Source organism: Streptococcus mitis, from assembly GCF_023110375.1.
GTDB classification, from domain to species: Bacteria; Bacillota; Bacilli; order Lactobacillales; family Streptococcaceae; genus Streptococcus; species Streptococcus mitis_CI.
Genome location: NZ_JALDVV010000001.1, coordinates 230,586 through 246,231, shown reverse-complemented (window position 1 = coordinate 246,231; position 15,646 = coordinate 230,586). Strand labels below are relative to the sequence as shown.

Here is a 15,646-nt window from a genome sequence, read left to right as displayed (position 1 = left end):
TATTTACAATTATATATAAATAATTTAAATCAGATTTTGAACTTGAAATATTTAATTAATCTTAGCTTTTATTGTTTATAATACTAAATTTAAGTATTGTGTGTAATATTCGAGGTTATAAATTAAAGTAATACAATGAACCATTAGAAGTTTTTGTAATAAATATAAACAAGTCTTGTATGCTCTATTCTTGCATACAACTATACAGCATATAGAAGTAACCTCTCTCTCTTAGCAATTCATCGAATTTTCCATCTTCAATGATTCTACCATTCTTTAATACTAATATCTTGTCATATTTTTTTAACATATTTGAATATAATTTATGAGTGACAATAATTCGGGTCGTATTTTTTAAATCAAGTATGGCATTTTCTACCTCAAATGTTGTTTCAGTATCTAATGACGCTGTAGCTTCGTCCATTATAATTATCGGTGTTTGCTTTATTAATGTTCTCGCAATCGAAACTTTCTGTTTTTCCCCACCAGATAAATTTTTACCATTCTCACCACACATGTATCGTGTTCCCCTTGCATTACAAATATTTGATAGACCAGAAAATTTAATGGCTTTATTTACAATATCTTGATCAAAATGTTTATACATTGTAACGTTATTTTCTATAGTAGTATCAAAAATAAAAACATTTTGTTGTACGACAGAAAATAGATCGCTAATATTTTGTGGACTAATACTACTTACGCTTACTCCATCGATCTGCACAGAGCCTTCATTTGGTTTATTAATACCCAATAAGATATTTAGAAGGGTAGTTTTACCAGACCCACTTGTTCCCACAATTGCGTAACTTTTTCCTTTCTCAAATGTGAAATTTAAATTCTTTAGTACATCCTCGTTGTTATCATATCCAAAAGTCACATTGCAGATTTCAATTTTATTATCGAATTGTTTTTTTAAAATCAAGTTACTATCATTGTTTTCAATAAGGTAATCATTAATTTTAGTTATAAGTTCATCAGCAGCCTTATACTTAGAGATAACTGTAGGTAATTTTTCAAATGGTGTTATTATGTAATTAAACAATTGAATAAAGGCAAGCAAAGTACCAACTTTCAATTCACCTTTAATAGCAAGATAACCTCCTATACCCATCATTGCCATTACAACGAAGTAACCAATAAAGTTTGTCCAAATTTCAATATTTGTTATATTGTTTCTCCTATGTCTCTTCTCAGTTTCAACGTTTAGATTTACTTTGTTAAATACGTTTAGTATTTCATCCTCAGCATTAAAACTTTTAACTACTGAAAAACCACTTAGCATATCTTTAATACTAGACGTATATAATTCATTTACTAACGATACATTTTTTTCTGAATTTTGAACTTTTTTACTAAATATAAGGGAAACAGCTAAAGGAAGAATCGAAAGCAACAATACAATAATACATATCCTGATATTTAATATCGCCATTGAAACTATACCACAAATAAGGAGCGTTATTAATTTTAATATAGTGAAGTAACTTTCAACAAGATTAATCTCTATGGAATTCACATCATTATTTAAAGCTGATATAAATCTTCCAGTCTTACTAGTATTAAAAGAATTTGTATTTAAGTTTAAAATTTTACGAAAAATATATTCTTTGTAGTTACACATTATTCTAAAAATAATGTTATTTCTATAATATCTAAGCAAATAACTAAATATTACATTTACTACTAAAACTAAAACACCAACTACCAAAATAGAGATCAGCTTATTTAGTGAACCGTCAGATGCAGAATTCAATATCAGCATCAATATAATTGCAACAGCTATTTCGAATCCAACTGATAATACTGTTAATAGGCTAGCAATACAGAAATAACCAAAGTTCATTTTAATGATATTCTTCAAAATGATCACCTTTCCTTTTTAGTATCTTATCGTAAATCAAACGGAATGTATTGTTACCAGCCTTTCTCATCTAACCAAGCTTTCAATTTCTTTTCTCTAGAGCTTGTATCTTTTTCTAATTGATCAAATTCAAACACACCTTTAATATTGCCATCAAGCAAGTAAATTACCTTACTAGCGTACGAAGCAATTTTGACATCATGAGATACAAACACAACAGTTGTCCCCTCGTTATTAATGGTTTTAAAAATCTCCATTACATCATTAGAAGCTTTAGAGTTTAATGCTCCTGTAGGTTCATCTGCAAATAAAACTTTTGGTTTATTTATTAGTGCCCTACAAATACAAGCTCTTTGTAATTGACCGCCTGAAACTTCTGATACCAAGCGATCCTTACAATCTATAATATTTAATTTTTCCATCAAACTCTTTGCACGATTTAAAATAAGTTCTTTTTTTTCTTTACGGAGAATTAGAGCAGGAAGTATAACATTATCTATTATACATAAATTTTTTAACATATGCATTTGTTGAAAAACAAATCCCATATCTTCAAGCCTATGTTTCATTCTTTTCTTTTCTTTAAGTCTGAATAACTCATAATTTAAAAACTTTACACTACCGGAATCAAAATCATGCATACCACTTATTGAGTATAACAATGTCGACTTTCCTGATCCTGATGGCCCCATTATAGCAATAAAATCACCTTCATGAATATCAAAATTAATTTCGTTTAATATTTTTGTATTCCCATAGTACTTTATTAAATTTTTAGTTGAAATAATACTTTTATTCACATTTCTCACCTCTTTTAATCACTTATCGATTCAAAGTTAATTTTATTAATTTGTATTAAACCAAGCAGTATTCCTAAAATAGTTATTGTTAAAAACATAACGGGAACAAATATATATGATTTAACTAAATCAAATTCAAGATTTATTTGAGCAATTCCATAATTTCCTAGTGCACTTTGTATAAAACTACTTCCAAATATTATCGATAAAGAAATTCCCATAAAAAGTGATGTAAGTAAAACAATAATAATCCTGCTTCCTTGCCAGGTTCTAATTAATGACGAATTTGACCCAATAGATTTCAAAACTGCAATTTGATTCTTCTCTCGATTAATAAATAAAACAATAAAAACATATGAAAGTAAAAGAATAATTATGAAATCAACAATAATTATAACAATTACAGCCGAATTAACTGCTATAGTTAATGATTGCACTGAATTTCCCAGGTATTCTTCAGCGGAGTAAATTGTCAATTTGGGGAATTTTTTCTTTAGATTATAAACAGAAAAATTTGTTTTCTTTGTGAAATTTCCAATATATTTTACTGAAAGAATATAATCTTTTTTAAATTTATCACCTAGTTTGACAACTTGTCCACCATTATAAACAGACTGAAAAATACCAACAACTTTACATTTTGTCTCTTTATCACCCAATTTTAATCTAATATTATCACCAATCGAAATATTATATTGTTTTGAAATAATTGTCGTTACTGCAATTTCGTCATCTTCAATGGGTGCATTTCCTACGAGAAAAGTACTCTCTTTAAAATTGTTATCACTAATTAAAAACGTTATATTTTTTTGGGTAGTGCCAGAGTTAGAAATCAACAATGCATTGCCAGCATACTCCTTTGTTAATTCCACAGACAAATTATTGTTCTGAAATTCATCGGTCAATTCTTTAAAATCTCGATTAGTCTTTTCAATATTTACAAAGCCATTATCGTCATAAATTTCACGATTCAATACATACATATCTCCATATGAAATTCCTGAATAATTTTTTATAAATCCTTCTTTATTAATGGTATAATTTAACGCCAATGGAATTTCTAAAATAAAAATGCATAAGGTAAATATGGTTGATAAAACAATATATTGTTTCCGTTTTGAAAGTACTTCGTTTGTGGCTAAAGTTGTTCCAATATTTTTACATTTTGTTCTATATATCTTAAGGACATTTTTATTCTTATTCCTCTTTTCGATTTGATCATGTAAAAATTCAATTGGACTATATTTTTTTATTTTTCTCATTCCAATATACATTAAGAAAACAATTGAAGCAACCATTACCATTTCCGAAATCAAGCAATATAATAATATTTCAGAAATATCAGGAAGTATTATCGATTTGGAGTAATCTAATATAATTAGATTTGTTATAAATAGTGACAGAACAAAACCAATTCCTCCTCCAATTATAGAAAGTATAATGTATTTATAAAGGTATAAACTTTTAATTGTTGTTATAGGTATACCAATAGCTTTCATTACACCTATGTTTTTGTTCTCATCTCTTATTAAAGCATTTATTAAAAATAATAAAATTAAAATAACTATAGATACAACTATAATGCTTATTAGTAACAATAAAGCTGCGATAATGCCGTTATCCATAAAATTTGAAAGAGAGAAAAGCTCTTTTGAAAATACTGCGGTAGGTATATAACCAGTATTGTTAGTAAAATCTTTTTCGAAATGAGAACTATTATAAGTATTATCAAAAACAACTGAACTTAAATTAAACAAATACTTTTTATCTATTAATTTCTTCAATTTTGAGTAATCGTTAGGGTTCATCATTATCCTTTTTATTGACATCATACTTGAACCAAAAGAAGGATCTTTAAAGAAGCCTCTTACTTCAAAAACAAATTTATCACGTGATAAATTAATTATTAATTTATCTCCTTGTTTTATATCATATAATTTTTGAAAATAATAAGGTATATAAATACTGCCTTCTGAAATTTTTTTAATCTGTTTATTATCCTTATCAATGACAACGTTTAAATTTTTCGGAAGAGTTGAGAACATATATGTGACACTAGGTGAAAGCGATTGAAAGCTCTTACCGTTCGCAGAAAACTCTAAATTATTCTTTTCTACTACTATTGTTTGAGTTGTTTCAAATGATGAGATTTTATTACTATTATCAAAATAACGATTTATTTCAAAATCTTTTTTTTCTGATGATGAAATGTATATCATCGCATCACCAATTTTACCCGTTTCAGTTAGTTTTTCCCCTCCACCAGAACTAACAAGTAAAAGATTTACACTAGTTGCTAAAAGTAGTCCAGCAATTGTAATTATCAACAGAACAATTAAATTTATCACTTTGTTTCGAGATAAATCACGAAAGATTTGTTTAAATATCAGCATAACTGCATACCTTTCTATTATGATTTGTTTAAAATTTATTTAAAGATTGAAATGCATTGCTGAGCATAGAACGCACACTATTTTCACTTTCTAAAGTAGTCAATAAGCCTTCAAAATAGATAGTATTATCTTTAAAATATATATTAGTTATGGGAATGCCTGAACATTTTTTACTGCTATTTTTTTCAAAACCAGTAATTTGTTTTGCAACGTTTCCTAAAGTGATTGTGTTATTCAAAACTGGTATAAAGCTATATGAAGTATCTATTATTTTTTCTAATACTTCATCATCTGCAAATAAAATATGATTACTAGATAAATCGTTATTATATAAAAATGTGAACTTTTCTTTATAATGAGTTTGTTTAAAAATGAAAGAATCTGAATTAGTATGAGGGATAAATTGTAAAAACAAACCTACATCATTAGTAAAATCATAATTTTTTGTTTTTCTTATAACATTTAAAGTGAAATATGCTAATTCTTCAAGTCCAAATGCATATTTTAAGCTTCTGATCCATGCACTTTCAACTAAATCGAACAGATCATACAAATTGTTATTATTAATGTTAATATTTTCAACCTTATGATTTATCATTATCAAATCTTTTGATGCAATTTTTTTGTTTTGATTTTTTACTTGAGTAGTAAATTTGTCTAATTCGAAAACTTGGTAAAATTCCCTTTTTACATTAGGACTGATTGTTTTATCGAAGAAATCAACATAATTCTTATAATCACTCGTTTTATTATTATTTTCATTTTTAAAACTCACATTTTCAATATAATCCTGTAATATCTGACCACTAACACCATCAAATACGATATGTGAAATAATACTTAATAGAAGTATTTCCTTACTATTTACTTTAAAAGCTACTGTTAATGCTATAGGTCTTAGAATTAGTTTTTCTAAAAACTGTTGAATAAATTCCGAAAAAATATTTATCTCATTAATTTGTTGTTTTTTATCAAGTTTAGAAATATCAAATAAAGGTATGCTTATAGTATCAAAATCCAAATTACTAATTATTTTTTTAGAAGACTCGCTTAAATTTATCCAATCATTCAAAATAGGAAATCTAGTAATTGCTTTCTTCCAAACTATATTACAATAATCTTCATCATTTATATTTGATGAATGATTAATAATATTGCTTTCTATTTTGCAAGTTTTTGCACCAATATCATAGCAAAATAATTGTGCCTTATTTAACTTGTACTCAACACCTACTATATTCTTTTGTTTATTTTCTATTTTATCTAAATATGTCTTTAACTCTTTTAGTTCACTATTATTTATATTTTTTTCGTTATTTACGGATTTATTAATAATAGTAAAATTATTTTGATTCAATAATTTTCCAACAGTATTTGCTATATTTTTTATATTTTGTCCCCTCATTACATCTTTAACTGAAATATTTACACCGAATTTAGAGTGGATAAAAGAAATTAATTTAATAATATCAATTGATGAGCCTCCTAATTCATAAAAACTACAAGTAGTACTAACATCATTAACATTTAGCACGGTTTTAAAAATTTTAATTATTTCTTTTTCTAAATCAGTCGATGTTGTATTTGTTCGATCAATTGCTATAGAATTTTTTTCAAATTTTGTTAGAAGAAGTTGCTTGTCTACTTTTCCATTAATCGTCAGAGGAATATTGTCAACTCTTATGAATGCTTTTGGGATCATATTTTGGGGAATCAATTCTCTAAGAGATTTAACTAAAAAATTAATATTTAAAAACTGATCTGATATATAAAAGCAAATTATTTGCTTCTCCCCTGTTTCTGTTTCTTTAAGAATTACAATTGCATCCTTAATTTTTGGAATTTTTCTTATAGCTGCCTCAATATCCTCTAATTCGATTCTATAGCCATGAATTTTTACTTGATTATCAAGTCGACCAAGATATTCAATCATACCGTCTTCTCGCCACATACACAAATCACCTGTTTTATATACTAGTCCTTTAGCATAAGGATTTTTTATAAACTTATTTTTAGTTAAAGTAGGTTGATTAAGATATCCCATGGCTACTCCTGATCCACCTAAGTATAACTCTCCAGGAAGGCCGATTCCACATAATTCTTCTGAATTAACGATGTAAGCTTGTACATTTTTTATAGTTTTACCAATTGGTATAGAAGATTCCTGTTTATTTATTTTATAAGATAAAGCAAAGGTTGTAGTTTCAGTAGGTCCATATGCATTGCTTAATTTAATTTTCTTGTTATATTGCAATAATTGATTAATATGAGAAACTGAAACTTTCTCTCCTCCAACCATAAGGTACTTAATAGAATCAAACATAGAAATTTCATTTGCAATATACTGATTAAATAGAGAAACAGTTAAAAACATTGTTGAAACTTTTCTATCAATAATATATTGCTTCATTTTTCTAATATCTAATAATAATTCTTCATCTAGTATATGTAATTCTCCTCCGTGAACTAATGTTGCCCATATTTCAAAAGTTGAAGCATCAAATGCTAATGAGCCAGTCTGTGCAGTAATCATATTATTATTTAAATCAGTATAATCAGAATCATATACTAAACTTAAGATATTTCTTTCAGATACCATTACACCTTTTGGAGAACCTGTAGTACCTGATGTGTATATTATATAAGCTAATCTAGAAATATTTTTTTTATTTTTTATTACCGGATTTTTTTGATGTACCATTAATGCTTTAATATCAATTGTTGGGCTAAAATTCGTAATCTCAGATGCTGAGTTAATAATTAGTTTTGGATTGCAATCATTTAAAATCATTTGAATTCTATTTATTGGGTTTTTAGAATCAATGGGAACATAAACTGCCCCAATTTTTATAATTGCATAAAATAGTACGATTGTTTCAATGTTTTTGTTACAAATTATTGCTACTTTATCACCTTCTTCAATACCATTAATTTGTAGAGAATAGGCGCACGAATTTGAAAGTTCTTCTAATTGCTTATATGTTATATGTTGATCTAAATATACAACTGCAGTTTTATCGGGAAACTTAATTGAATTATTTGATATGATTTCTGATAGTGAGACGTCTACATCAAAATATGCTTCTCTGTTTGTAAATTTAGACAATATCATATTTTTTTCCTTTAATGTACAAACATTAACATTATCTATTATATTAGATGAACTATCTAACAAAGAGAGATAACAATTATATAAATGATCTATCATATAAGACATTACTCTCTCATCAAACATTCCCGTCCTATACTCAAACACTATCTCATAGTAATCATTAATTAGATTAATACTTATTGTCAAATCAAATTTTGTTTCAGTAAGATCTATATCTCTGATTTTAATATCTACATTTGGAATATTAAAACTTTGAACATTGATTATATTGTTGTATGTAAACATTGTGTTCAAAAAAGGTTGAGCAACATTTTGAAAATCTAAGTTTATCTGTTTAGCAATTTTCTCAAATGGATAATTTTGATGTTCAAATGAATTCAGACAAACACTTTTTACATAGTGAAAAAAGTCATTACAAGTGCTTAATTTATCAATTTTAAATCTAAGAGGTAAGGTATTTACAAACATCCCAATTAAATTTTCTGTTTCAGGGATTACTCTGCCACTTGAGGGTACTCCTATAACTAAGTCAGATTGCTTAGTATATCTATTTAATAAAATAAGAACACCTGATAATAGAAACATGAATTCTGATATATCCTTACTTTTTGCATAATCACGTATTTGGGAGCTGATCAAAGGATTAATTTTCTTCCGTATTGTGGTTGCAGATTTATCTGAATCATTAATATTTCTTGAAAATGGGAATTTGATTAATTCTGGAATAGTTTTATATATAGACTGCCAATATAATTTATCTTGAACATTGTTATGTTTATTTATCCACTCACTATAATCCTTATAGTGCCATTTTAATTGTTTTTTTGAATCCCCTTTATATAATTCAAATAATCTTTCGAATAGTAGTTTTACACTAATTCCATCACCAATTAAATGATGCCAATCAAGTAACATGTAATATGAATCTACATTATACTTAATAATTTTCAATCTGATAAGACTTGGTTCGTTAAGTTTAAATGGTTGAACAAAACTTTTTGTCGCTGAATCATAAATTCTATTATTAAAAGTTTCAATATACTCAAATTTACAATTAGCAGATGAATGAACTTTCTGCATTGGAACACCATTTGTTAATATGAACGAAGTACGTAATATTTCAGTTTCATCAACTAAATTTTGAAAAGCTGATTTTATCTTATCAATATTGAATTCTCCATTAATTTCTATAATAATTGGCATATTGTATCGAGTTGATTCTTCATCCTCTATAGAAGAAAAATATATCATTCTTTGAGAAGGAGATAATGGATATTCATCTTTTTCATCAGCTTTTTTAAGATGATTAATATCATTATTTACAATAAATGGTACAAATTCTTCAATAGTTGGATGATCAAATACATGACTAATTGGAATCTTATAACCTAACTCTAAATCAATTTTATTAACTATTTCTAAAAGCTTTAGAGAATTTCCTCCAATTCTTATTAAGTTATCTTTAATTCCAACTTTATTGAGCGAAAGTACGTCTTGGACAATTTTACAAATTTTTGTTTCAAGTTGTGTTCTTGGTTTACAATATTGGTATGATATTTTATGAACATTCTTTGGTAGTAAATTTTTATCAATTTTACCATTTAAAGTTTGGGGAAATTCTTTAACTTTACAATAGTAGGTTGGAATCATATAGGAAGGTAATTTAGACTCTAAAAAATTAGCTAATTCCTCAAATGAGACATAATTATTTTCTACAAAGTATACAACAAGATTTGGATCTTTACTTTTATTCTTTTTGGAAATTACTATTGAATCTTTAATACCAGGAAATGATTGTACAACCGTATTTATTTCACTTAATTCAATACGATAACCTCTTATCTTAACCTGATCATCTAAACGTCCAAGATATTCTAAAATACCATTCGTATTGAAACGGCCCAAATCTCCAGTGCGGTACATTCTTAGTTTTGTATTGGGTTCTATTTTGAAATGTTCTCTAGTTAATTCAGGCAGATTATAATAGCCTTTTGCAACACAAGTACCTAAAATACATATTTCTCCTGGTATTCCAACGCCACAAATCTCATCTTGATCCATTATAAGGATTTTAGTATTCCAAATAGGATTTCCAATTGGTACAGGTTTACTTTCTATTTCATTTAAATTAATGATATAATCACAACAACCCACTGTTGCTTCTGTAGGGCCATATTCATTATGAATTTGCATATCTTTACCATATTTATCTATAAATTTTTTTATAGTATGGCTTTCTAACTCTTCACCCCCTATTATTATCGTTTTTAAATTTTTATTAAGATTTCCATCCAACATAGAAGCAATTTTCAAATGTGAAGGTGTTAATTTAATAATAGTAATTTCAGGATCTGAGAATATAGTAGTTATATTGCTTATAACATCTTCTTTATAAATTTTAAGTTTTGAGCCACTACATGGACCTCCAAAAATTGTTGTATTTGTAAGATCAAAACAATAATTTGTAAACAATGGAATAACTTGTTGACCTTTAAAATAACTTTCTAAAGTATATTCTATGTAATTCATTAAGCTTCTATGTGCTACTTGTACTCCTTTTGGGTCTCCCGTTGTCCCTGAAGTATACATAACATAAGCTGTTAAATTTGGGTTTGCTTTTGATAGAAAGTTTTTTTGTGAATATTTTAAATCTTTTATGTTAATATCAAGTTTAGCAATATTAGTTTTAATCTCACGATTACTAATTATAAACTTTGGATTACAGTTTTTTACAATATATTTGACTCTAGAAATTGGATAATTCATATCAATCGGAACATATGCTGCTCCATTTTTCATAACTGCATAAATTGCTATCAACATTTCTATTGAGTTTTCTAAATATAATGCTACAAAATCCCCAGGTTTTATTCCCTTATTTTTAAGAAAAAATGCATAAAAATCGATATATTTTTTTAATTCTCCATATGATAAACAAACATCACCATCATCAATAGCTGTTAGGTTAGAATACTTTTGAGCAATTTCTTCAAATAAATCTAATACGGTTTTATCAATACGAAATGAGATTTCGGTGTCATTTAGTTTATTAAACAATTCAAATTGTTCTATTTTATCACATAATGAAATTTCAGCTAATTTTTTATATGGATTACTAACTAAAGAATTAAGTATTTCAACAAATCGATGATTTAGTAAATCAATACTTTCTTTTTCAAAGAGGCTAGTGGCATATTCAATATCATAGAATATTTCATTATTATTATTTTTATTAATATGAAATGATAGGTCGAACTTAGAAATTCCAGAATCGATTTTAACACGTTCAATATCAAGGCCATCGTTTATAGATATATTTTCAATTTCTTGCATTGTAACCATTACTGAAAACAAAGGATTCCTTGATAAATCTTGTTCTATGTTACAAACTTCTAACATCTTATCAATTGAATACAACTGATGGTTATATGCACCTAAACAGCGTGATTTAATTTGCTTTAAAATATATATGAAATTTTGATCCTCTAAAATATTTTCTCTGATAGGTAATGTGTTTACAAACATACCTAATATATTTTCCAAATCCTTTGAGATTCGACCATTTGAAGGTATACCAACAGTAATATCTTTTTGATGACTGTATTTTGATAAAAGTATCATTATACTTGATAATAAAATTATAAAATCAGTAGTATGAGTTATTTTAGCTAGATTACTAATTTTTTTTCTTAGATCAAAATTTATTATTCCGGAAATAGTCTCTCCATTATATTGTTGAAATTTAGGTCGTACTTTATCTATTGGAAAATTTAATACTGGAATTTCATCACAAAGTTCTTTTTTCCAATAATTGTAATCTTCTTTTAAATCAACCGAATTTAACCATTCTGAATAATCTTTATACTGAAATTCACTTCTCTCAATCTCACACTCATTATATAGTGTTGCTAATTGATTCATTAATAATTGAATTGATATGCCATCAGAGATAATATGATGGATATCGATAAATAAGAAGGAAGTTAATGTATCAAGTTTCATAAGTTTTACACGAAATAATGGTCCTTTATTTAAGTCAAATGAGCTTATTAGATCCTTAATTTCATGCATTTCTAATGAATGAGTAATATTTGAAAACTCAAAGTCAATTTCTATTTTAGAATGTATTCTTTGAAATAAACAACCATTCAATTCTAAAAAATCTGTTCGTAATATCTCATTATTATCTACAACTTTCAAAAATATTTCTTTAATCTTAGCCTCATCTACGCTTCCACGCAAAAGGAATAAATTTGGTATGTTATATAATGTACTTTCAGGGTTCTTTTTACAAAGATAATATAAATTTTTTTGTTGTGGTGTTGCACTATAATAGTCTTTTTGATTCGCTTTTTTCAAACTAAAATTCGAATCAATTGTTTTGGATATAAATAGAGAAAGTTGTTCAACCGTAGAGTTTTCGAAGACATCTTTTATTGAAATTCTAACCCCCAAATTTTTTTCGATTGCATTAATTAATTTTACGATTCTAAGAGAGTGGCCACCTAAATCAATAAAGTCATCTTTTCTACCGACATTGTCTACATTTAGTATCTCTTTAAAAAACTTGCAAATTATAGATTCTTTTTCAGTGATAGGAGGTTCTATTTCTGAAACTCTATCTTCTTTAATTCTCAACAAATTCTTCTTATCGAGTTTCCCATTAATTGTTAATGGTATTTTTATAACTGGAATAAAAACATCCGGAATAAGATAATTAGGAACAGAGCTAAGCATTATATTTTTTATTTCTTCGCCTGTAATATTCTTTGATATATAGTATGCCACCAATTCTTTTTCTTCTATATTTTTTTCGCGAACAAGTGCTACAGCATCAATAACTCCATCGATATTTCTGATAATACTTTCGACTTCTTGTAATTCGATTCTAAACCCTCTTATTTTAACTTGATCATCTATTCTTGAAACATACTCAATATTACCATCCGGCAACCATTTTGCTATGTCACCTGTTCTATACATCTTACCATCTCCAAACGGATTATTGATGAATTTTTCAGAAGTTAATTCAGGAAGATTAATATAACCATTTGACACTCCTTCGCCAGTTGTACAAAGTTCCCCCATCACACCTATTCCACAAACCGAATTATTGTTTAAAATATAGATTTGAGTTCCAGAAATAGGTTTTCCAATAGGGATTTTAGTAAAGGTCTCGCCAATTTCATACATAGTAGTAAAAGTTGTATTCTCAGTTGGACCATAGCCGTTCATTAATCTCGTAAAATGGTTTTTATTTTTAAACAACTTAACAAAATATTCTGATAATTTTTCACCTCCTATAATCAAATTTTTAATAGTGTCAAAAACATGATAATCTATTGATACAACCTGGTTAAATAAAGTTGAAGTCATCCACATTGTATTTACATTTTCTTCCAAAATTAGTTCTTTTAAAATATTTGTATTACTTAAAGAATCTTCGCTAGATAATACCAAAGTTCCTCCATTTAATAGAGCACCCCAAATTTCAAAAGTTGACGCATCAAATGAAAGAGAACCCGTTTGAAGAATAACAGTACTAGTATTCAGATTTAAAAAGTTATTTTGATGCACTAATCTTACCACAGAACGATGACAAATTAAGATCCCTTTGGGAGTTCCACTCGTACCGGATGAATATATTGCATATGCTAAGTTATCTGCCTTAACATTTATTATGGGATTTTTTACGCTTTTATTAAATTTGAAACTAGAAATGTTTATAAATGGTACATCAATTGCTTGAAGCTTGGTATTTCCTAATATAGCGAAAGGATTTGTATCTTCAATAATATACCTAATTCGCTCTAATGGATACATTGGATCAATTGGAACATAACCTCCTCCTGCTTTTAAAATTGCAATCATTCCAATAATTGTCCAAATATCTCTATTGGCAATAATAGCAACTAAGTTATTTTTTTTTATTCCTCTATTTATTAATTCATTTGCTAAACTGTTAGCCAATGAATTAATTTCGTCATAAGTATAACTTTTATTTTTATATTTTATTGCTACAGTATTCTTATTATTTTTTACAATACTCTCAAATAATTCAACTATAGTATGTTGACTAACTTTTGTAGATTGGACCCCACTAAAATTTTTAAGTATAAGTTCTTTATCAAAATTTGATATTAACTCAATTTCAGAAATAGTTATATGATAATTTCCCACAATTTGATAAATGATATTTTCCATATAAGTGAGAATTCGTTCAATATCCTCATTGGTATATTTATTAGGATTAAATAATAGGTCAAAATTAATTGTATTATCTTGCTCACTAGCGCTGAGAGTTAAATCATAGCTTGTTTCTTCTCTTGCAGTTTCTAACTCAATTTGAAAAGGATTTGCTGTATCATTAAATTTTTTGTAATCAATAAAATAATTTTCAAAGACAAATAATGTTCTAATCGATTTGTTTGATATATTGGCTTTATTTTGAATCTCTGCTAGAGAACATAAAGAATACTGACTTTTATCAATATAAGTTTTTTGATGTCTTTTTACTAATTGAATAAATTCTTCATTATTACGAGTAGTAACACGTACAGGTATAGTATTAATAAGTAATCCTACAAGACTATCAACATTATGTATATTTCCTTCTCTACCAGAAATTACTTCTCCAAATACTACATCATCGCAATAATTATATTTTTGTAAAGTAATACCCCAAATACATTCTAATAGACTACTCAAAGTAATCATCTCATTTGAACATATTTTCTTTACTTCTTCAACAATACGCAAATCTAATTTCTTTTTATTTCTTTTTACATTTATGGTAGACTTTTTAGGAACTTGAGTTGGGCTAATCGTAATTGTGTTATCATAACCTTCTAAAATATCACTCCAGAAGTTTAATTGATCATCAGTATTCTGTTTTTCTAGCCAATTTTTATATTCTTTAAATGAAGTCTCCTCATTTTTTCTTTGATTTAACTCAAATTCAATGTCCTTTACTTCATACCCTTCAGTAAATTTTGAATAACATATCAAAAAATCTTTAAGAATTAATCCTACACTCCATCCGTCTAATATTATATGATGAAATGTCCATAATAACTTGTACTCATAATCGTTTACTTTTATCAATGTCACTCGTAAAAGTGAATCCTTCTGAAGATCAAATCCTCGGTTTATATCATTAATCTGAATTTCATTAAATTCATCTGAGATATCATAATATTGAAATTCAATTTCACGATTAGAAAGAACAATTTGCCTAGGTTTAGACAGTTTCTTATAGGAAATTGCTGACCTTAAAACCTCATATTTTCTTGATAAAATTTCAAGCGTTTTTCTGATGAGGTTCTGATTTAAACTTCCATTACATTTAAATACATATTGAACAACATAGTCAGTTTTACTTTCATCTGCTAGATAATGATACAGTATTCCTTCCTGAAGTGGAGAAAGAGAACAAATCATCTCAATATTATTATTTTTTACTCTCATGATAACTTTA

Annotated in this window: 4 protein-coding genes; all 4 read right to left on the bottom strand. The window is 26.9% G+C overall.

All coding sequences use genetic code 11. The annotated features are described in order from the left end of the window. Positions 1–184: 184 nt before the first annotated feature. From M1G12_RS01115 to M1G12_RS01100, 4 genes are read right to left on the bottom strand one after another with little or no spacing between them, the layout of a single operon-like run. On the bottom strand, positions 185–1,864 hold the full coding sequence (locus tag M1G12_RS01115) for an ABC transporter ATP-binding protein (protein ID WP_247949251.1): 1,680 nt from the start codon (positions 1,862–1,864) through the stop codon (positions 185–187). A gap of 53 nt (positions 1,865–1,917) precedes the next feature. Next, positions 1,918–2,664, bottom strand: a complete 747-nt coding sequence (locus M1G12_RS01110; RefSeq protein ID WP_247949250.1) for an ABC transporter ATP-binding protein — start codon at positions 2,662–2,664, stop codon at positions 1,918–1,920. A gap of 14 nt (positions 2,665–2,678) precedes the next feature. After that, positions 2,679–5,057, bottom strand: a complete 2,379-nt coding sequence (locus M1G12_RS01105) for an FtsX-like permease family protein (protein WP_247949249.1) — start codon at positions 5,055–5,057, stop codon at positions 2,679–2,681. Between the two features lie 28 nt (positions 5,058–5,085). Beyond that, positions 5,086–15,636, bottom strand: coding sequence for a non-ribosomal peptide synthetase (locus M1G12_RS01100; RefSeq protein WP_247949248.1), 10,551 nt, complete (start codon positions 15,634–15,636; stop codon positions 5,086–5,088). Positions 15,637–15,646: the final 10 nt, after the last annotated feature.

What these genes read in the sequence shown, in the direction of transcription:
- M1G12_RS01105 (WP_247949249.1), bottom strand. Translation starts at nt 5,057, where the DNA reads ATGCTGATATTTAAACAAATCTTTCGTGATTTATCTCGAAACAAAGTG.
- M1G12_RS01100 (WP_247949248.1), bottom strand. Translation starts at nt 15,636, where the DNA reads ATGAGAGTAAAAAATAATAATATTGAGATGATTTGTTCTCTTTCTCCA.